General features: G+C 44.5%; 17 protein-coding genes and 1 pseudogene. 6 read left to right on the top strand and 12 right to left on the bottom strand.

The window, feature by feature from the left end; all coding sequences use genetic code 11:
* Positions 1 to 47: 47 nt before the first annotated feature.
* Genes ASG89_RS24075 through ASG89_RS24065 form a run of 3 tightly spaced genes read right to left on the bottom strand, consistent with a single transcriptional unit; the run spans position 48 to position 2774 of the window.
* Entirely contained in the window at positions 48 to 1523 is a 1476-nt protein-coding gene (locus ASG89_RS24075) for a sensor histidine kinase (protein ID WP_057313562.1), read from the bottom strand.
* Positions 1516 to 2244 (bottom strand): response regulator transcription factor, encoded by a 729-nt coding sequence (locus tag ASG89_RS24070; RefSeq protein ID WP_057313561.1) that lies wholly within the window; start codon positions 2242 to 2244, stop codon positions 1516 to 1518. The genes ASG89_RS24075 and ASG89_RS24070 overlap by 8 nt, the downstream gene beginning before the upstream one ends.
* A complete protein-coding gene (locus tag ASG89_RS24065) occupies positions 2241 to 2774 on the bottom strand; it encodes a DUF309 domain-containing protein (protein ID WP_057313560.1) in 534 nt (177 codons plus the stop codon). The genes ASG89_RS24070 and ASG89_RS24065 overlap by 4 nt, the downstream gene beginning before the upstream one ends.
* Before the next feature lie 177 nt (positions 2775 to 2951).
* On the opposite strand from ASG89_RS24065, the gene ASG89_RS24060 reads away from it, so the two are divergent.
* On the top strand, positions 2952 to 4874 hold the full coding sequence (locus ASG89_RS24060; RefSeq protein WP_057313559.1) for a glycosyl hydrolase family 18 protein: 1923 nt from the start codon (positions 2952 to 2954) through the stop codon (positions 4872 to 4874).
* Positions 4875 to 5030: 156 nt separating this feature from the next.
* Here ASG89_RS24060 and ASG89_RS24055 read toward each other — a convergent pair whose 3' ends face one another.
* On the bottom strand, positions 5031 to 5249 hold the full coding sequence (locus ASG89_RS24055; protein ID WP_057313558.1) for a hypothetical protein: 219 nt from the start codon (positions 5247 to 5249) through the stop codon (positions 5031 to 5033).
* Positions 5250 to 5393: 144 nt separating this feature from the next.
* Here ASG89_RS24055 and ASG89_RS35805 point away from each other — a divergent pair, with 144 nt between their 5' ends.
* The gene (locus ASG89_RS35805) at positions 5394 to 5552 is read left to right on the top strand and encodes a DUF1540 domain-containing protein (protein WP_082593545.1); all 159 of its coding nucleotides are present in this window, start codon (positions 5394 to 5396) and stop codon (positions 5550 to 5552) included.
* A gap of 107 nt (positions 5553 to 5659) precedes the next feature.
* Here ASG89_RS35805 and ASG89_RS24050 read toward each other — a convergent pair whose 3' ends face one another.
* The 4 genes and pseudogenes from ASG89_RS24050 to ASG89_RS36630 all read right to left on the bottom strand — a co-directional run bounded on the left by ASG89_RS24050 (position 5660) and on the right by ASG89_RS36630 (position 8996).
* Positions 5660 to 7795: a thioredoxin domain-containing protein gene (locus tag ASG89_RS24050; protein WP_057313557.1), complete on the bottom strand. Its 2136-nt coding sequence runs from the start codon at positions 7793 to 7795 to the stop codon at positions 5660 to 5662.
* 407 nt (positions 7796 to 8202) lie between these two features.
* Positions 8203 to 8430 (bottom strand): hypothetical protein, encoded by a 228-nt coding sequence (locus tag ASG89_RS24045; RefSeq protein WP_057313556.1) that lies wholly within the window; start codon positions 8428 to 8430, stop codon positions 8203 to 8205.
* Between the two features lie 66 nt (positions 8431 to 8496).
* Positions 8497 to 8655, bottom strand: a pseudogene (locus tag ASG89_RS38695) (adenylate/guanylate cyclase domain-containing protein); the annotation flags it as partial.
* A gap of 167 nt (positions 8656 to 8822) precedes the next feature.
* On the bottom strand, positions 8823 to 8996 hold the full coding sequence (locus ASG89_RS36630; RefSeq protein ID WP_157276784.1) for a hypothetical protein: 174 nt from the start codon (positions 8994 to 8996) through the stop codon (positions 8823 to 8825).
* Positions 8997 to 9188: 192 nt separating this feature from the next.
* On the opposite strand from ASG89_RS36630, the gene ASG89_RS24040 reads away from it, so the two are divergent.
* Together ASG89_RS24040 and ASG89_RS24035 are read left to right on the top strand one after the other, a co-directional pair.
* Positions 9189 to 11336, top strand: a complete 2148-nt coding sequence (locus ASG89_RS24040; RefSeq protein WP_157276783.1) for an ATP-binding protein — start codon at positions 9189 to 9191, stop codon at positions 11334 to 11336.
* Positions 11311 to 12009 (top strand): response regulator transcription factor, encoded by a 699-nt coding sequence (locus ASG89_RS24035; protein ID WP_057313554.1) that lies wholly within the window; start codon positions 11311 to 11313, stop codon positions 12007 to 12009. The genes ASG89_RS24040 and ASG89_RS24035 overlap by 26 nt, the downstream gene beginning before the upstream one ends.
* A 47-nt stretch (positions 12010 to 12056) precedes the next feature.
* Here the strand turns inward: ASG89_RS24035 and ASG89_RS36625 are convergent, their stop codons facing one another.
* Positions 12057 to 12215 (bottom strand): hypothetical protein, encoded by a 159-nt coding sequence (locus ASG89_RS36625; protein WP_157276782.1) that lies wholly within the window; start codon positions 12213 to 12215, stop codon positions 12057 to 12059.
* A gap of 145 nt (positions 12216 to 12360) precedes the next feature.
* On the opposite strand from ASG89_RS36625, the gene ASG89_RS24030 reads away from it, so the two are divergent.
* Positions 12361 to 13137, top strand: a complete 777-nt coding sequence (locus ASG89_RS24030) for a peptidylprolyl isomerase (RefSeq protein ID WP_057313553.1) — start codon at positions 12361 to 12363, stop codon at positions 13135 to 13137.
* Positions 13134 to 16211: a peptidase domain-containing ABC transporter gene (locus ASG89_RS24025; protein ID WP_057313552.1), complete on the top strand. Its 3078-nt coding sequence runs from the start codon at positions 13134 to 13136 to the stop codon at positions 16209 to 16211. Before ASG89_RS24030 ends, ASG89_RS24025 begins: the two co-directional genes overlap by 4 nt.
* 115 nt (positions 16212 to 16326) lie before the next feature.
* On the opposite strand, the gene ASG89_RS24020 is transcribed toward ASG89_RS24025, so the two are convergent.
* Genes ASG89_RS24020 through ASG89_RS24010 form a run of 3 tightly spaced genes read right to left on the bottom strand, consistent with a single transcriptional unit; the run spans position 16327 to position 19787 of the window.
* Positions 16327 to 17373: a Ger(x)C family spore germination protein gene (locus ASG89_RS24020; protein WP_057313842.1), complete on the bottom strand. Its 1047-nt coding sequence runs from the start codon at positions 17371 to 17373 to the stop codon at positions 16327 to 16329.
* 10 nt (positions 17374 to 17383) lie between these two features.
* Entirely contained in the window at positions 17384 to 18472 is a 1089-nt protein-coding gene (locus ASG89_RS24015) for a GerAB/ArcD/ProY family transporter (RefSeq protein WP_057313551.1), read from the bottom strand.
* Between the two features lies 1 nt (position 18473).
* On the bottom strand, positions 18474 to 19787 hold the full coding sequence (locus ASG89_RS24010; protein WP_235549917.1) for a spore germination protein: 1314 nt from the start codon (positions 19785 to 19787) through the stop codon (positions 18474 to 18476).
* Positions 19788 to 19904: the final 117 nt, after the last annotated feature.

The following is a 19904-nucleotide window of genomic DNA, read 5'->3' as shown; positions in this document are numbered from 1 at the left end:
TATCCATCAGCAAAAGGATAGGCGAAAAATGTGTATAAAGTATGATACTATTGTGACGAATTTGTGAACATTTTGGAGTTTCGAGGAAAAACGATACAGAACTCCGTTCCTTTGCCAATACGGGAGCGAGCACTTATAGAGCCTCTCATCCCTGTGACAAGATGTTTCACAATGGTAAGTCCCAAACCTGTTCCCGAAATAGCTTCCGAACTGGACGTTCTAGCTTCATCGGCCTTATAGAATCGATCCCAAATTCTTGATAATTCGGTTTCCGTCATCCCTGTCCCTGTATCTCTAATATACAAGCGAACTTCTTTCTCCTGCTCTTCTAAGCCGACAGTTAAAGTCCCCCCCTCTGGGGTGAATTTCAACGAATTATACATTAAATTACGAATGATTTGCGCAAATCGATCCGGATCTAACTGCACGAAACAACCATCTGCATTCTCATCAGGTAAAATCAGTTGTAAAGAAATGTTCTTCTCCACCAAAGCAGGCTTCAATAGCTCGAGTGAATCCTCTACTAATTCGATGATGTCAACAGGGCGTAAGCGAAATACATCCACCCCATTTTGAATCTGAGCAAGGTCCAGAAGATCTGTTACAAGTCGTTGTAAACGCTGTACCTCTTGATCACAAATATGTAAATAATGCGGGTACCTCTCTTGCGGGATAATATGATCATTCATGGCAACAATGAAACCACGTAAAGAGGTCAATGGTGATCTGAGTTCATGAGAGACGTTAGCCAGAAACTCTTGCCTCGTCTCCTCCCATTCCTCCAATTTCTCCACCATAAAGTTAAAGCTTCTTGCCAGTTGCCCAACTTCATCTTGTGAATTGACTGGTACACGTGTCTTGAAATCTCCATGAGCCAATTCTAAAGCCGCACGATTCATTTGTTGCAACGGCCCTGCGAGTTTACGGGACACAACGAACAGAATGATGCCAACTGCGATTAAAGAGAACAGCAAAGGTAACCAAAGATTGAGACGTACAGCAGATATGACCTCTCGAATATCTTCTGAAGGGAAATGAAGAATGATGACCATCGGTTGTTCGTTCAATTGATAAGGTGCGTAGTACGCAAATAAATTGCGCTTCCCATCCGACGTTTCTAGATTTATCATGCTATGCCCTGTATGGCCATGCAAGCCATCAATATACAATGCGTCCATCTGCTTCGGAATCGCTCTTCCTTCGCTATCCGATGAACCGTTAGCAATATTGCCTTTCTCATCAACCAGCCAGACTTGCCCGTTAATACTTCTGGCTAAAATCCTAACGGTATATTTCAGCTCACGTGTAGAAATCGTGCCATCCTGAACCGAATCCAATAATCGGATAATTTCCGTATTTCTTTTTTCAAGAAGCTCAATCTTATCCTTGTAAAAAAGATCCGTAAAATAAGAATTCCAAAAAACGAAAAGCCCAATAAAAAACAGCACGCAGGTCGCTAGAAAGGAGAGGAAAATTTTAATATATAAGCTGTTATATTTCCCCATGATCCAACGTTTAAACATGCTGAACAACCTCAAACGAGTACCCGATCCCCCAAAGGGTTTGAATATTCCAAGTCTCATGCTGGCCTAATTTCTTCCTTAGGTTTTTCACATGAGCATCCACAGTACGTGTTCCCCCTGTGAAATCAAAATTCCACACATACCCAAGTAAATCTTCACGTGTAAACACGCGACCTGGGTTACTCATCAAGAAAAATAAAAGTTCAATCTCCTTCGGAGTTAATTCAATACGATTCCCGCCAACCGTTACACGATACTGCTCTAAGTCAATCATAATATTGCCCATTTCCAACCATTTACGAGGTGAGTTTTGCGGCCCAGACATATCAGCAGGAAGTTGCATAGTTCTCCGTAGTACAGCCTTAATGCGCGCAATGAGCTCATTCGGGTCAAACGGCTTCACTAAATAATCGTCTACACCCAAATTAAAACCTCTCAGCTTGTCCAGGGACTCCCCTTTCGCAGTTAAGAAAATGATCGGTGTATGATGAAAAGGAGCATCCATTTTGCGAATTTGCTCACACAACTCGTAACCTGAAATGTCCGGAAGCATAATGTCGAGCAGCACCAAGCTAGGTCTCTCGCTTATGATGGATTTCAGCACGTTGCCGCCGCGAAACAATTGTATCGCTTCATAATTCGCGTGCTCCAAATATAACTTAACAACCTCAGAAATATTGGGTTCATCTTCAACAACCAGAATTTTACCTTCTGTATTCATCGGTTATCACCTAATTCCTTTCGAATAACTTGTTGTCTCGCTCGCTCTTCAATGACTTCTGACCGATCTCTTCGTGTGTGCTTATGAATGATCATATCATCGGACATCGGGCTTGGCGTTTGCCAGCCCCACCCTTTAAGCTGACATAATTCCAAACATAAATGCAACAGCTCTGGATCAGAAATAGGCAAATTCATATCTTCAAAGAGATAGTTTTCGTTTCCGATCGCCTGCCAAGCCTGTGCAATTCTTGCTTGCAGTTCCACATCGTCAAGCCCCAAAGCGCGAACATCCTCCGCTAGGAGGTTATTTGCTGCACTTTTCAGCATTTTCACAGCACCTGCATAATTCCCTCTACGGCTATGATACATCCCCACCGCTATTTGGATAAGCCCAACATACGTTAATCTGGCAGGATCCTTGGGATGTTCTTTCCAATACTCTTCCATAACTTCATGACATTCGAAATAATCCCGCGCTCCGTGAAAATAACATAAATAATCGGTGTATGCCTCTGGATATTGCATCATTTGTATTCCCCTCACCTTAAGTTCATCACGGTAAACCAATATCTCTCATGTTACTAAAAACTCAGGTCATCGTCCAATTTCGCGCGATCACCCATGAACTTCCATCTATCAGATAGCGCAACCAATCTACTAGTTCAAGCGTCCAATAGAGTAGCTTACTAGAAAGAGGCGGAATGAATGAAAATAGGAAAATGGATACTCAGCGGTACATTACTTCTCTCGATGACGGTACCTTCAACTGTTCTTGCAGCAAGCAACAGTCCATCCAGTATAGACAAAACGACGAAATACCGCGTCTACCAGTACAATCAGGTGCTCATGGAATTTGCAACATATGCACAGGCAGAAGCGTATGCCAGATGGTTTTCGAACAGCCACGTAGAAGAAATCGGCACACGCACTTGGGTTTGGAGTAATCTCCCGCGTTATCAGGTATTTCAACAAGATATTACCTTGCCGGAGTGGCAATTCGCCACATTGAATGAGGCCATCGCCGAAGCCAAGAAATGGACGAACGCGAGTGTGCGGGATTTGCAGTCTACAGGCTGGGTGTGGAACAATTATGCGCGTTATCAACTCTATCAGAATGAAATTACACTTGATGCGTGGAAGTTTACGAGTCTCACTGACGCCATTGCGGAAGCCAAAAAGTGGGGAAATGCACATATTATCGATTTGAACTCGAATGGATGGGTCTGGGATAACATCTCCCAAGCCAATAAAGAGGCTAATCGTTCAGGCAGCGTGGTATACAAGGTATTTCAAGGTACATTTTCAGCGCCAAGTTGGGGATTTGCTTCCTTAGAAGATGCGATTCAAGAGGCGCTCAACTGGGGGAACTCCACGGTCGTCAATATCCTTTCCAAACAAACCGTTTACAGCAACCTTAAACAATATAAAGTATTTCAAAATGACACTTTGCTGCAGGAATTCACATCTATAGATGAAGCCATAAGTTATGCAAAGCTATGGGGACATAGCGCTATTTACCGGGAAGGCCGTAAGATTTGGAACAATTATGCGTCTTATCAAGTGTATCAGAGCTCCAATCTAATTGGTGAGTTCAGAACTTTACCAGAAGCCTTATCCTACGGGAAACTGTATAGTAATGCATCGATTCAAACGCTCGAGCATCGTACACTCTGGGATAATTTCAAGAAACTACAAGTCTGGGGCTGGAACGGCAGTTCTGGCGCAGAGGTTATTAAAGCTCATGTATCTAATACGATTGGACTTGACGTCGATTCTCCTTCTTATTTCGAGTTGGCAGATAACACAGGTAACCTTAAGGATACGTCGAATGCTGATACGGTCAAATGGTTACAAAGAAACGGATATACGGTATATCCATTAGTTAGCAATCAATTTAGTTCTACCTTAACTACGCAATTTCTGGCAAACAGCGCTGCGCAAGACAAGTTTATTACGTCTTTGGTTAACCGTTCCGTGCAACTGGGGGTTCCAGGGATCAATGTTGACTTCGAAAGCTTAGCAGGTTCTGATCGCAATGCATTTACAGCGTTTATTGCAAAATTGACAACCGCCGCACATGCCAAAAACTTAGTCATTTCCATTGATTTGCCGCGCGGCAGTGTTAAATGGAATCATCTATCTGCTTTTGATCATGAGAAGCTTGGTGGCATTGTCGATTACATGGTGATCATGGCCTACGATCAGTATTGGAAAGGAAGCACCTCACCTGGATCGGTCGCTGGCATTCCCTGGGCCGATGGCGGAGTTCAAGAGTTCTTATCCTACGGTATCCCACGAGATAAAATCATTCTAGGCATCCCGTATTATGTACGCGAATGGCAGTTAGATGCCAAGGGTGCACTAGTCGGGAACCGTACCGTTCTCATGAAAGATATTCCTGCGCTTATGGCTTCCAAATCGACCACGCAAACGTGGGACAACGAATTCGGACAGTATCGGGTCGAGTACAAAGAGAATGGCTTCACTTACGTATTCTGGGTGGAGAACCAAGCTACCGTCTCTGCTCGTATGGACATCGCTAAGAAGTATGATATCGCTGGTGTCGCGGCTTGGCGTTTAGGTTATGATACACCGGATTTATGGCAGGCTGTGTTGCAGAAGAAGTAGATACGCAGACAAATTGAGCGAGAAAAGCCAAATTAGTGAGAAGATAAAAAACTGTTTGGTGAGAAGATAAAAACTGCTCGGTGAGTAAATAAAAAAACCTGAGTTGAGGACTTCGTCCTTGTCTCAGGTTTTTTATTGAATAAGCCCCTACTCTGTTTAGATGAGACCCAACTGGCTGAACGTCGTTTCCGTACCGCAATCCGCGCAGAACTTGGCATCTGCCTTATTAACTTTATAACACCCTTTGTGCATAAGGGATTTCTCCTTGGTGCATTTGTTCTTGAGCGGCGCCCCGCAACGTATGCAGTATCTATCTTCCTTCACGGCAACGTATTTGCATCTGACACAGGTTTGCTGCTCATTCTTCTCCGCCATCTCTTCATCCCCTTGAAGTTCGTTGATGCGCTACTTCAAGTATATTCGTACTCCCGTTTTTCGTGTACACAAGTTATTTTTAGCGCTATGTATAAAAAGAGGTCCCTTTCGCCCACCCTATGAGGTAGGGGAGGTGAGAGAGACATGGCAAAAGACGTAATGTGTGAAGTAAATTCCTGCAAATACTGGGCTAATGAAAACAAATGCAAAGCTAGCTCGATTTCGATCGTGAGCCACCACGGTAGTGATCAAGCGCGCAATTCGGAAGAAACAGATTGTAAAACATTTGAATCCAAGGTTTAGTTCATCGGTGAGATGACGCAAGATTTTGAAAAGAGAGCTTGAAAAGAGGCCTTCGGGCCTCTTTTTTATGTTTCTACTACTATTGTAACCAATAATGATAATTATTATCAGTTATTGGAGAAGAGATTTTCTGTGGGGAGATTTTTGAGTGAAGAGAACTTTTCGAGACAAGAGAGATTTTCAAGCTCCTCCACATCTTGTGTCGGTGCTTGGCAGGCAAAGTTCTCGCAGACATACGCTGTAGCTCGGCCACCAAGCGGGAGCTTATCTTGAACTAGCGGAATCAGCTGGCGCACCTCTTCGCCTGCCGCGCCAGGCGGATGAAGCACCAGCAGCGCATTCGGCAGATACTGCCGCTGCACGACGCGCAGCATGTGCTGCGTCTCGGGCTTCGCCGGGTCGCCGGCGATCACGATTTCGCTGGCTGCGCCATAAGCGAAATCAAGTGCGGCCAGCGTTAGCGCGTGGCCCGGCGGGTACTTGCTGACAGCACCAGCGAACGCCTGGAGCTGTTCTTCCGCTGCCTGCGACAGCTTCGCGTCGTAGGTCAGCCTGGACAGCCGCAGCATGTTGAGCGCGGCTGCTCCATTCCCCGACGGCATCGCGCCGTCGTAGATCTCTTTGGGACGGGTGAGCAGCTGCTCGGCATCGCTGCCGTAGAAGAAGAGCCCTCCCCGCTCTTCGTCTCCGAAGAGACGAAGCATCTCTGCGTTCAGCTGGACCGCCTCACGTAGAAAGCGCAGCTCGAACGTGGTCTCGTACAGCTCGATTAGTCCCCATACGAGGAACGCGTAGTCGTCCACGTAGCCCAGGAACGCCGCTTCGCCATCGCGATAGCGAGCGAGCAAGCGACCGTCTTCGCGGCGCAGCTCGCGAAGAATGAAGTTCGCGGCCTTCGTCGCGGCAGACGCGTATTCCGGCTTGTCCAAGGCACGTGCCGCCTTGGAGAGCGCAGCGATCATCAGACCGTTCCACGCGGTCAGAATTTTATCGTCCTTGCCCGGACGAATTCGTTGTTCGCGATGCGCGAACAGCTTGACGCGGGCAACCTCCAACCGCTGCTTCAGCTCATCCAGCGGGATTTGCTTCCGCTTTGCCACAGACGCCAGCGTCGTGTCGAGTAGATTCGGGATATTTTTCCCCTCATAATTCCCCGACTCCGTCAAACCATAGATCTCGCTATACAGATCTCCCTCGTCAATGCCTAGCACGTCCTCAACTTCGTCCATCGTCCAGACATAGAACTTACCTTCCTCGCCTTCCGAATCGGCATCTTCCGCGGAATAGAAAGCGCCGCCTTCATCCGTCATATCACGTAGAACATACGTAATAATTTGCTCAGCAACCTCGGCGTATTGATCTTTCCCAGTCACCTGATACGCCTCAACAAACGTCATCACCATAAGAGCGTTATCATACAACATCTTCTCAAAATGAGGCACTAACCACTCGGCATCAACAGAATATCTAGCGAATCCGAACCCAACGTGATCATAAATGCCCCCACGGTGCATAGTGTCCAGCGTTTTTTCAACCATTTCTAACGCCAGCTCATTCCCCGTTTTCTTATAATATTTGAGCAGGAATGACAAATTATGTGGGGTCTGAAATTTCGGAAACGTACCAAATCCACCATTTTCGGGATCGAAATTGGACGTATATAAGCGAAATGCCTCATTTAGTGTTTCTGCTGTCAACGTGCCGCCAGTTTGATTCTCGAGCAACCTTTGAGTCGTTTCAACAGTCACTTGATCACCAAGCTCGCGTATTCGCTCAGGGTCTTCCCTCCATTTTGCTGCAAGCTGAGCAATGATCTCAACCAAACCTGCTCGATTATACTTGCGGTTGCGCGGGAAATATGTCCCTGCAAAAAATGGCTTCTTCTCAGGTGTGAGGAACACCGTAAGCGGCCAGCCGCCTTGTCCAGTCATTGCCTGACACACCGCCATGTAGATATGATCGATATCGGGGCGCTCTTCCCGATCTACTTTAATAGAAATGAAATCTTTATTTAACATATTAGCTATGATTTGGTCTTCGAACGATTCGTGTGCCATGACGTGGCACCAATGACAAGTACTATACCCGATAGATAGGAACACAGGCTTATTCTCCTGCTTCGCTTTTTCAAAAGCTTCCTCTGACCATGGGAACCAGTCGATTGGGTTATGTGCGTGTTGCAGCAAGTAAGGTGACTTTTCCTTTGCTAATCTATTGGGTTTGTGTGAAGTTATCAAGGGCATCACCTCCTTTTCCAGGGTATTTTTATCGATATATTTAGCTTAACATACCTTACAACATAAAGAAAAACCCATGTCTGATGGACATGGGTTATGAGTTTTACAGACCCTCTCAGCTGTTAGTTTTTCGATTTCTCCCAAAGTCACCTTTTTAGATAAGGATGTTTGTGTACATAAAGAGTTACATATTTCGTTGTTTGTAAAGTTGGTAGTCTCTTCCATAAAACCAAACAAAAGTGGTAATATGCTACTCAGAAACCCATCTATCAAAAAGCATTTGAATTTCTATCTTCTCCTTCACAGGTTCTAAATAAGTAACAATAGTATGTATATCTATTCGAGAAAGATAGCGATGTAATCGCATCCCAATACCCATTCTTCCGAATAAGTTCCGGGTTACTTTCAAAATGTCATATATCCCAAATAATCCTTACTTTGTTATCATTTTGATTAAAATGAACAAGGTTTTCATCAGATCGTTCTGCAACGAGACGCAAGTGAAAATCTATGTTTTTTTCAAGTGATTGCTCTTTATAAAAATTTTTGTCCAATGGGCGATTCAGATAAAAGCACTCACCGCCATAAACCTTATAAATCGCATATCTTGCAGCTGGATCATCTGGACTAACCGGATGCATAATTGCCCCCTCAATTTATCATGTGATCATTGTTTACATGTCACTTTCACTCAAAATATAAATGATTCACGCAAACATCCGTTTATTCTCCCTCACAGCTATTCCAAAAGCCTCGATGGTCTTAATTTTCTCGACGTTATGACGGATGATCAACTGGTCGAAGCTAAGGAAAATTCGATTCAGAAATTGAATAAGCTTCTCAGGTGAAAGCGTAGCACTTAGTTTGGTAAAGCCGACGCGAGCCCTTTATTTTTCTTTTGCATAAATTGTGCTTCTTTTTCAGCCTGTTCGGTTTTATGACTCAAATTCATGTTGTTGAGCTTAGCCTCAGCTTCACTGCGATCTATCTCCGTTTTATCTTGGACAACGCTCGTCCAAGTCCCATTGGATAGTTAAGTTCTGCTTTCCAGTTCTATATTCTCTTTACCCAGACTCAATTCGTAGTTTTTCGTATAATAATAAATTCCTTTATCGCGAATACCCGCATTCCTGTAATAGTTTCCTAAGCTCAAATAACATTTACTTTCTTCATCGTCATTTCGTTTATCTTGTGCTTGGTTTGTCATGTGGGATATCCTTCATTTGTATTCTAATTAGTATATCGATTTCCCTCTTGATATTCGACAATTTTTTTCAGATAATACACTTTATAGACTCTTAATGCGATAGCAGCTGTGACTTAAGACCTATCTCCTAGGAGAGTTGAATAGAATAATTTGGGCGTATGCATCGTCCAAAATGCAGGTGTTGGGAGTTGGATGATGAGATTTGCTGCTTGGTTACTAATCGGCCTGCTGATGTGGAGTTACGCACCAAAGATGGCTTGGACGACGGTAATAGAACCGAATGATGCATCATCGAAAAGGGATCTACAGCAATGGCATCCTCACAAAGACGGTGTCATTTCTTTAGACGGACCTTGGGAGTTTTATTGGAATCGTCTCATCGATCCCGACGATTTTGATTCTATCTCTCCAGGGGAGGCATCGACTGTTGCTATACCTGCTCAGTGGGAGTCGTACGCGATTCACGAACAGGCATTATCGAATGAAGGATATGCAACATATCGAATGAAATTCACTTTATCTGACGAGGCCGCCCTTCAGCCCCTTGGTCTATATTTCAATAATGTAGCATCCGCTTACCGATTGTGGGTCAATGGCTTGCTAATGAACGGCAACGGTACCGTTGGCACCGATACCATGAGCATGGTTCCAAGAAGCTATCCGAAGGTGTATTTCTTTTTACCGCGATCAGGCAATAACGAAATTGTCATACAGGTTTCCAATTTTTCGCAGCGGACTGGGGGCATTTGGGAGAGCATCGAGCTAGGGGAAGCAGATGAGTTAGCTTCGCTTCACCGAAATCAAGTCATGGTCTGGGGAGTTGTTAGTGGTTGTTTGCTGGTCATGGCAATATTCTCTGTTATGCTCTATCTCTCACGCAAACAGGAACATGCCGCATTGTGGTTTGGCCTCATCTGTCTGGCGATCTGTGCAAGGTCATCTTTGTTGGGAGCGTCTTACGCGTATGTTCTGTTTCCTGCCTTGTCCTGGGAATGGGGCGTTAAGCTGGAGTACCTATCGGAAATCGTCACCATTCTCAGTATAGGTGCATTTGTGAATAAACAGTACCCGCTAGAAGCAAATGTACGGCTCTTCCGTTTATTTGTGTTCGCCTTAGCCGGCTTCGGGGCATTGGTGATAGTAACGACAGCCAAATGGTATACGCAGCTCATGGTACCTTACGTAATCTTGCTTTTGCTTCCCGTATTCTTGTACGTCATGTACACCTATATTCGCGCTGCGATTCGCCATCGAATTGGATCCAGAGCAAATATGATCGGCTTTTTCGTTTTTTTCGCCACCGTCATTCACGAAATTTTGTACTATACAGATTTTGTGCCGTTCGGCGGATCGGTTTCTTTCGGGCTGCTGTTTTTTCTGATAACCCAACTACTGAATGTATCGCTGCATTTCACAAGGGCGGTCAATCAGTCAGAGCGTCTGGCGGCAGAATTAAATAGCCTTATTGCCTCGCAAGAGGAGACAATCAAGGAGCGGACCACCACTCTTCTAACGTTGAATTTACAGCTGGAGCAGGGTAACCAGGAACTCATCCGCATAGAGCATGTGCGAAGCACGCTGCTCTCGGAAGTTTACCATGACTTGTCAACTCCGATTACTGCCATTAAAGGTTTTGCCAAAGCCATGAATAATAACGTGATTTCGGAAGCGGACGCACCGCAATATGCTGGCCGTATCTACGAGCGAAGTCTGATGCTAGAAAAGCTGATTGATAATGTCGTGGAACTCAGCCAATTGCAAACAGGTGAAATTCAGTTACAAATGTTTGAAGTGCCGATCCTCCCTTTCCTTCGCCAATTAAGTCAAAGATACGCAGCCGAGTCGAGCGCACAAGGAATCGAACTGATATGGGAAGAACCGACTTTACTCCTCCCCCCTACAAAGGAGTTGATCGTCGTATTAGATCATTTTCGATTTGAGCGTGTATTTGCCAATCTGATTTCGAACGCCATCAAATATACCCCAGGGGAGGGCCACATACGAGTATGGACAGAACTTCAATTCAACGAAGCTTCGGAGGATGGTTACATCGTCATCCACGTGACCGATCATGGAATCGGCATAGCAGAGTCCGATTTACCTCACATTTTTAAACGAAATTACCGTGCACATGGACAGTCGAGGTCTGGAAGCGGTCTAGGACTAGCGATCTGCACGGAAATTATCGCACATCATCATGGGGTGATCGATGTACGCAGCACAATTGGCGAGGGAAGCGACTTCTCGATTATACTTGCCGCCAAAATCAGAGATTATCGAGCCGATACGAACTATTTTGCTGAAGGAGGAGAATATGGATACAATCATTCTGCTAGTTGAAGACGATCCCGATATTTGTGATCTTGTCGCCATCTACATGCGCCAGGAAGGATACCGAATTGACATCGCCTTGGATGCGGAAGAAGGCCTGACCTTGTTTCAACGTTCGTCCTACGATTTGCTGATTACAGACATTATGCTGCCCGGTATGGATGGCCTTAAGCTTGTGGAAACGGTTCGTCGTCAATCCGATCTTCCGATTATTTTTATCACCAGTAAAAAAGAGCCTCAAGATATTGTAGCTGGACTCGACATAGGCGGAGACGATTATGTAACAAAACCGTTCGAGCCGGAAGTGCTCGTAGCGCGTGTACAGGCAGGTCTTCGCCGTTACCGTTCGGGAAGGCAGAATAATAATGACGGAAATGCCGACGTTTGGCAGGATAGCTGGCTCAAGATTCACAAGAAACGGCTAGAGGTGTTTGTAAATAACCAACCTACCTCCTTAGCGACCAAAGAACTTCAACTTTTGCTGCACCTCTTGGAACATCCCAAGCTCGTATTTAGCGTTAGTCAGCTCTATGAACGAATTTGGAGCCTGAATGGGAACAGTCACGAGCGTACCGTTATGGTACATATCCACAATCTCCGAAAAAAAATCGAAAAGGATCCTGCGAACCCTACCTATATCTTGACAATCCGCGGTTTCGGCTATAAATTTGGCGCATTATAATAAAAAGAAACCCCAAGCGTCTGATACGATAGGGGTTTCTTTGCTGTTTATATTCTTGTAGGCTTAGGACCAACTTTGGGCTTCGTACCGACTACCCAATCTCCACCTTTTACGTCCTTCAACTGCTGCTCGGACATTTCCTGTGATAAATCTGTCAGTTCTACGATGTTTGCTTCGTTCAACTGCTTCTCATTGTTTTCAGCCATATGCAATTCCTCCTTTTCATCATGCATCAAGCCTATAACAGCTTGTTTAAGTTTTGTTTAAGTTTATTAAAATAAAGCAATCGCAAAAAAACGACACTGCATGCTAGAATACTTACAGGAATGAACGAATGCGGGGAATGGAAATTTGATTACAACAGATCTTATTACAGTACGAATCAACCAAAAAACGATGAATTTGAAACAGCTGCTTCAAAGACTGCGGATTGATCCTGCTTGGGCGGCGATAAGCTGCTGCAGGGACGACCTTTCTATCGAATATTGGGCTGACACCTTAGGGATCACTGCCAATTCCGCTGATCTTCAGGAAGCACTAATCCGGTTTCGGCGAGCGAATGAATTATTTACAATCGCTGATACGAATGAATGGCTCAATCTGCAGGACATGACACTGAATGACCTCGTCGCGTTCCTGAAGCCGCAGGTGCTCAAAGAAGCATTGGCCCAGCATCTTATCTCCGATGATGATATCACACGGCACTTTCTTGAAACGGCTCACGAATACGAACGAGCTGAAATTTCTACGATTGTTACAGACGAATATGGAGCTTCTCAGGAGCTCCTGTTTCGCTTGGAGGAAGGCGCCGATTTTCACACTCTGGCACGGCAATTTTCAATAGATACGACCACTGCCAAAGCAGGCGGGTACATCGGCCTGATAGGCCGAGCAGATCTAGAACCAGAAAAGGCAGCTGAAGTATTTAACACAACTGTTGGTTCATTAATTGGTCCCTTTGAACGTAAAGGGAAGTACCACCTTATTCTTGTGGATGACTTGTATCCATCACAACTGGATGAGACGATCCAAGCGAGCATTAGGGATCAGCTATTCCTAAAGAAACTGGAGGCTTACCAACAGTCGCTGGAGATAGACGAAGAGATATGGCGTTTAGGTGAGGGATGAAGCTTGTGATCAATAACCGAATACAACAATTACAGAATATTTCGCTGTTCGATATATGTACCGTCGAGGAAAAGCAATTGCTGGCCGATAAACTGCAGTCGGAAACGTACACAATGGGGCAAACGATTGTAGACCGAGAAAGCTCCACGGATTCCTTCTATATCATCGTATCCGGCAAAGCTAGAAAAATTGGATTGAATACCGCAGGCAAGGAAACGAATCTCGGTTTGCTCCTTCCTGGCGAGCATTTCGGTGAAATCAGTCTGCTGGATGGAGAGACTGCCCCGCAGATTACGATCCGTGCGTCCACTCAATTAGAGGTGCTGCGTCTAGACAGCCGCCAATTTAAAGACATGGTCGCTCAGTACCCAGCAATCGACAACTACTTCAAGCAATTTATTGCATCCGATATTATCCGTACATTTCTAAAAAACAACACGGTACTCACCCATGTCGATCACGGTGCACTACGTTCGCTTCTCGACAGCTTGGAAGTCCGTTTGTTCAATGCCGGAGACTGCCTCGTTCGACAAGGGGAGATCGGCGACGCCTTTTATATTTTAAAAAGCGGCTCGGCACTTGTAGAAATAGGGTCTGAAGCAGTGATCGTCAACCGATTGTATCCCGGAGATTTCTTTGGAGAATTGGCGCTTTTGACAGGAGAACCACGCAAAGCAACGATTCGGGCATCCGAAACGGTAAACGCCTTCCGCCTATCAAAGACGGACTTCGATGAACTGATCCGCGAATACCCAGTTATTCTGGACTCGATCCGCTCAATTGCCTCTCACTATTCATCCACTACGATGAAGATGGTTGCGGCTCCCGAGGAGAATGAACCAGAGTTGAATTACACCGATATGGAGATCACTGCGAGCCAATCGCTGCCATCCCCCGTGCTATCCAGTCAACCTTGGAAAGCTTGGAAATGGCGTCGCAAGTTTCCTGTGCTCATGCAGCAGAGCGAGATGGATTGCGGTCCGACATGCTTAACCATGATCGCCCGTTATTATGGGATGAACGCAAGCGTTAATCGAATGCGTGAGCGTTGCAATATAGGAGCCGAAGGAACCTCTATGCAAGGACTTATTGAAACACTCGAGTCGCTCGGTTTTTCAGCCAAAGGCCTCAAAACGACAGGAAGCCTTTTATCAGAGCTGACAACTCCTTTCATTGCACATTGGAACGGCAACCATTATATTGTCGTCTATGAGGTCGGCAAACAGAATCTCGTTGTAGCAGACCCAGGTATGGGGTATCTCGATACGTTATCGTTTGATACCTTTACTAAGCATTGGACTGGTTTGGTTGTCATCATACAGCCTTCAAATTCCCTTGCTGAATTGGACGACAAGGAGTTAATGTGGACACGTTATCTGGATTTTATCCGCCCATCCAAGAAGATACTCTACTCAGCATTAGGCATCGCCGTTGTCATCGAGTTGATTTCCCTTGTTTTTCCAATCGTCACACAGCTAATTTTTGACCGGGTTTTGAACACCGCTAATTGGCAGCTTCTCCATACTATTATATTCGCGCTTCTTGTACTGATCTGCTGTAATATCTTGAGCATCGCCATACGCCAGATACTGATCGGACGGCTTGCCTATGCCATCGATCGCCCAATGTTAGAAAGCTTTTATAGGCGGCTATTTCATCTTCCCTATTCCTATTTTACGAAACGAACGTCAGGAGATATCTTGACAAGGGTTTATGAAAACGAAAAAATCCGCCGCTTAATGACCGACCACGCTATCGAATTGCTGCTTGATTTGATGACTCTGCTCGTATATGGCGGATTGATGGCCTATTATCATCTAGCTTTAGCGCTCTTCTCGTTCGCGCTCTTGCCTCTATATATCGGCCTCTATGCTTACCTGCTGCCCAAAATACGCAGAAATCTTCGCAAGCAGCTCAATGCCGAAGGCGAATCCCAGACGCAAATTGTTGAGGCCGTGCATGCGATCGCAACCGTCAAGGGGCTATCCATGGAGCGTACAATCCGCAGCAAGTTAATGAACAAGCTGAGCCGATTGCTTGCGCTGCGGTTGGAAGGCAACCGGCTTGAAGCAGTCGCCAAAGCTGCCTCATCGGGCTTACGTTCCTTGAGCAACGTGGCAGTACTCTATTTCGGCTCCAAATTCGTCATGGAGGGACAACTCAGTGTAGGTTCTCTCGTTGCTTTTACAGTTCTGTTCACATCCTTTATGTTCGCTGTGGAAATGATCTCGCAACGTGGCGGAGAGCTATCGGAGGCGCGTATTTCCATGGAGCGGCTGAACGATGTATATGAATCGACCCCTGAGCATCCAGATCCAGACGCTATGCGAATGCTTCCAACTATTCAAGGGCACATCCGTTTTGATAAAGTAACGTTTCAGTACTATCGCGGGGGGAATATGATCCTGCAAAACCTCGATCTGGAGCTTAAACCTGGTCAAACCGTAGCGCTCGTCGGACGGAGTGGCTCTGGTAAATCGACGATAGCCAATTTGTTGCTGAAGTTACTGGAGCCGTCTGGCGGTGTTATCTATGTGGACGGTTATCCGCTACGTGAGGTGCATGCCGCTTCCATTCGTCGGCAGGTGGGCGTCGTCCAGCAGGAAACGATGGTTTTTCGCGGCTCGGTGAGAGAAAATATCGCCATGAGTGGCGATAACATGACCCAAGAGGAAATAGAGCATGCAGCTCGGCTTGCTGGTGCCCACGAATTCATCAATAGTTTGCCCCTAGGCTATGATACGATCATTGGCGAAGGTGGTATCCGATTGTCTGGGGGTCAGCGTCAGCGAATTGTCATTGCACGAGCACTCGTCAACAATCCACGGATTCTCATATTTGATGAAGCGACAAGCGCTCTCGATACGGAATCTGAACGAATTATCCAGCAAAATATGAATCAGATGCTGAAAGGCCGGACGACGCTCATCATTGCACATCGGCTGAGTACGATCCGTCATGCAGATCTCATTGTCGTACTGGATCAAGGTGCTGTGTTAGAAAGCGGCACCCATGAGCAGCTTATCCAGCAGAAGGGCATCTATCACTACCTGCTTCAGCAGCAGTCCGTGTGAGGGCGCTTTGTACAGCTCCTAGACAATTAAATAACGATTTCCATCGAGATGTCGATCGTGTTGTACGCATGCGGCTACAATTACGGCGACGTCTCTTTGGATAATCTATTGATGTTTAAGTACCTTTCAAATTCCCCGTATTGCGAATCGATGTTGAAACCTCCAAATCAATCTTCAACTTTGTGAAATACTGTATGCGCCATTCTTCCAGTTGGGACCGCATCAATTCATCTCGGAAGTATTGGCCTACCCCAAGAACATCTGCTCCACCGAGTTTAATTTTCTCAAATAATGTTTCAAATCGTTCCATCACCAGCTTACTCAGTTCATCTTTTATAGATGCTGATGTTGTACTTCCTTGTGTATCCAATAAGATTACCTTTAATTTCAGATTACTTTTCAACAGAGGTTGGTCATTTACGAACGAGCTTTTATAGGTCAGATGATTACTTACAATTTGAACCGTTGCCTTGCCTGTCACTTCGATCTTACCTTGCGTCTGCTTCCCATTAAACACATTAATAAGTAAGGTTTCTTCACTCGTAAGTCGCCCCACCATTTTGCCATTCTTCATAATGGCCGAACCTGTGCTTTCAATCGCTGTAGTTTTTCCTGATTTGATAATGGGGATCACAACATCGTTTGTGAAGCAATGAATGCTCCGAAAAATTTTCCACGTTTGCGTATAGGCAATCTCTGGACTTAACCCACTATTTCTTTGAAAAAAATCATAAATCATAGTCCCATCACTAGAATTTTGATCCATTTTATGAAAGAAACGTTCGGGTGATTCATCACAGATCACGAATAATGTTTTCGGAGAAACATGCCTAGAACGAATCAGGCTGGCAACGCCATCATTTAGACCGTGTTTGGCAAACTCTTTGTCGACAATAATGATTTTTAAATGGAGAAGGTCGATTTCGCTTTCCATATTCATGCTTATGTGGTCTATGATTTCATTAATGTTGTCCCCACTTTCCGATACAACTTGGATGGTATCTCGGTTACTTACTTTTGGAATATCAAGAAAAACGGAATAGCTGCCTTGATTGAAAGAAACACCCATAGCAATCGGTAAGGAACGATGATTAATATCTTTGTTGTCCCAACATCCGCTAAGAATGAACAGCAATAGTGTTGGAACGATCCATTTCAACATATGATTCACGTCAACTTTCTCTGACTTGTCTGTGATGTCGATACCCTACAATGAATATAATGGAAGGAATAACAAGGCAAACATATAACCGAAGAAACGAATTCCATTGCAAGAGCCTTTCAACGTCCTCCCACTCCGGTATAAATAAACAAATGATAAACACGACAATTGCAATAGCTGACAAGAGATACAGGTTCGGTATTTTTTGTACACTACACCTTATTAAGCAGGCAATTTGCCATAGGGTAAGTGCGATGAAAAGCATGACAAACGCAATTAGACTCAATAAAAAAAATATTGTAATTCGGTCAAACATGAGCCAGTTTATTTCTATCGTATCAATTGTAAAAATGAAGGGGAACGCAAGCTGTCGTGCGGATTCTTCACCTAATGTCAGAATCGGAATATAGACGGATAGAAGAAAAAATAGGAAGATCACAATGAAGCTGATATAAATGGTTTTGGGCTTAAAAGTCAAAGAGGAAGGAATAAAACCCAAAAATAAAAAGCCACCTGCGAATGCAAACAGACTTTTATAATAGGAAAAGTGGGTTAGAAATGAGAATAGATTCGTCGGATCCTTAGGGATCAGTGGAAGTGCATAGTAAAAATCGATGTTTTGAAAAGAGGAAACCATGACGAAAAGCATGGGAGGTAGAAATAAGATACCTAATAAAATCCCCGTTCTCAATAGAGCTTTAATACCTCCGTGCATGATCATAAATACAGGAATCCCAAGCAATAAACACATTAACATCCAAATCGGTGTATCGGCAAGAATGACAATCGAAATGATTTCAGCATACGCTCTTATTGTAATTACGATAACGAGTGACAAGTATAGAAAAGCTGGGAATAATGTCAGCCATGCAAGGAATTTATTCTTGTTGATCAAAATTTGAACAATATTTTGATTGCGATAATAGCCAAGTCCCTTCAGATAAATAAAAATGACAGTAATATGGATCGTGAACCCTACCAAGACAGGTGCCCAGTGTGCTTCCCGTGTACTAGCTATGATGTCCGTTGGATAAACGAAGAAGATCAACCCCAGATGGGTGAGGATATATACGACTGCAACTTGAAAATTCTTAAGCATCTCATTCACCTTCTGGATGGTTCAATTGCAAATAAGGAACGTCAAGAGATTTGACACCTGCCAAATAGGAGCAGATAATAACAATCCCGAATAACAAACCAAGCACACCAAAGATGGCAGATAGGACTAAAAGTACGTATTTAAATAAGCGAATGGATAGCGCATTCTGATATCCGACGACTGTCGCACTGGAAATGGTTGTGGCCGCTAGTACAATGATAAGCAGACTGCTTACTAATTTCGCCTCTACCACTGCTTGCCCTAGTACAATCCCGCCTACCATAGAAACTGTAGGTCCAATACTAGGAGGCAGACGAACGATGGCTTCCAAAATCAATTCTAAAACAAACAATAACAATAATGTCTCTACGATCGCTGGATAGGGAACATCTACGCGGCTTTTCGCAATTGAATGTGCAAGCTCGAACCGCAGCACATCTGGGTTCACGGAAACTAAGGCCACATATAAGCCTGGGATTATCAGGGTTATCAGAGCACCCACGATGCGAATGAATCTCAGCGCCGCGGCGAACACTTGCGGATGATTGGCATCATCTTCGATCACAAACAGATCTGAAATAAGACTGGGTAATATCAAAGCGAATGGAAATCGTTCGATGAAAATTACCGCTTTACCATTTTTCATGGCACGTGCTGCACTCTGCGGCAGCTCTGTCGTGTTGTAACGAGTAACAAGAGTAAAGTTTGAAAACCCAAATATTTCCGATAATTCTTGCACCGTGCTTAAATCCCTGTGTACATTCGCTGCTAGTGCTTGGGTAATCGAAGCTAGAAGCGTAGGCTGAATATGCGTATTTAAATAGGTTAGAACCAATTGATTTTTCGATACATCACCGAATGAATACGTCTGCACTTGCAATTCGCTTGTATTCATATGTTTTCGAAGCAAACCTATATTAATCTCAATATCCTCATTAAACGCACTGCTTGTTCCGCGAACCACATTTTCTGTTAATGGTACTGATACCTGCCTAGTTAAGGTCTGAGCAATCGGGAAGATGCAAACACAGGTACAGGAAGGCTCATGGACGGCGATTAACATCCCATCTAATAATTCGGAAATGACTTCCTCCAGTTTCATATTGGAAATATCATGACCTAGTCCTCGAAGCATAACTTGTGCTGAGTGTTCAACACCATCATTCGTGTGTAGCTGATCACGCACCATGGAAATGGATTGAGGAAAATTAATAAGTGTTCTTAATCCTAGAATGGATATCGAATCAGACCCAAACAAGATTTGGCGAGAGACATAATCCTTGTCTTGTTCAAAATGATGCTGAAGGCTGGTCACGATAGACAAATCATAGCCTCCCTTCCAATTATGCTAATTGTTCACAAGTAGTATTTGCTTCCATTTCACTTGTTAATCATTGCAAAAAAAAGTACAGACCCTCAATGACTGAGATCT

The sequence above is a fragment of the Paenibacillus sp. Soil766 genome, from assembly GCF_001428105.1.
Lineage (GTDB): Bacteria > Bacillota > Bacilli > Paenibacillales > NBRC-103111 > Paenibacillus_E.
Note: the sequence above shows the minus strand (reverse complement) of the source record. Positions and strands in the feature narration are given on the sequence as shown.

Bases quoted from the DNA above. Each gene is read 5' to 3' on its own strand.
- ASG89_RS24050 (WP_057313557.1), bottom strand. From the start codon at position 7,795: ATGCCCTTGATAACTTCACACAAACCCAATAGATTAGCAAAGGAAAAG.
- ASG89_RS35805 (WP_082593545.1), top strand. From the start codon at position 5,394: ATGGCAAAAGACGTAATGTGTGAAGTAAATTCCTGCAAATACTGGGCT.
- ASG89_RS36630 (WP_157276784.1), bottom strand. From the start codon at position 8,996: ATGACAAACCAAGCACAAGATAAACGAAATGACGATGAAGAAAGTAAA.
- ASG89_RS24040 (WP_157276783.1), top strand. From the start codon at position 9,189: ATGATGAGATTTGCTGCTTGGTTACTAATCGGCCTGCTGATGTGGAGT.
- ASG89_RS24015 (WP_057313551.1), bottom strand. From the start codon at position 18,472: ATGCTTAAGAATTTTCAAGTTGCAGTCGTATATATCCTCACCCATCTG.
- ASG89_RS36625 (WP_157276782.1), bottom strand. From the start codon at position 12,215: ATGGCTGAAAACAATGAGAAGCAGTTGAACGAAGCAAACATCGTAGAA.
- ASG89_RS24045 (WP_057313556.1), bottom strand. From the start codon at position 8,430: ATGCATCCGGTTAGTCCAGATGATCCAGCTGCAAGATATGCGATTTAT.
- ASG89_RS24035 (WP_057313554.1), top strand. From the start codon at position 11,311: ATGGATACAATCATTCTGCTAGTTGAAGACGATCCCGATATTTGTGAT.
- ASG89_RS24070 (WP_057313561.1), bottom strand. From the start codon at position 2,244: ATGAATACAGAAGGTAAAATTCTGGTTGTTGAAGATGAACCCAATATT.
- ASG89_RS24025 (WP_057313552.1), top strand. From the start codon at position 13,134: ATGAAGCTTGTGATCAATAACCGAATACAACAATTACAGAATATTTCG.
- ASG89_RS24055 (WP_057313558.1), bottom strand. From the start codon at position 5,249: ATGGCGGAGAAGAATGAGCAGCAAACCTGTGTCAGATGCAAATACGTT.
- ASG89_RS24060 (WP_057313559.1), top strand. From the start codon at position 2,952: ATGAAAATAGGAAAATGGATACTCAGCGGTACATTACTTCTCTCGATG.
- ASG89_RS24065 (WP_057313560.1), bottom strand. From the start codon at position 2,774: ATGATGCAATATCCAGAGGCATACACCGATTATTTATGTTATTTTCAC.
- ASG89_RS24020 (WP_057313842.1), bottom strand. From the start codon at position 17,373: ATGTTGAAATGGATCGTTCCAACACTATTGCTGTTCATTCTTAGCGGA.
- ASG89_RS24075 (WP_057313562.1), bottom strand. From the start codon at position 1,523: ATGTTTAAACGTTGGATCATGGGGAAATATAACAGCTTATATATTAAA.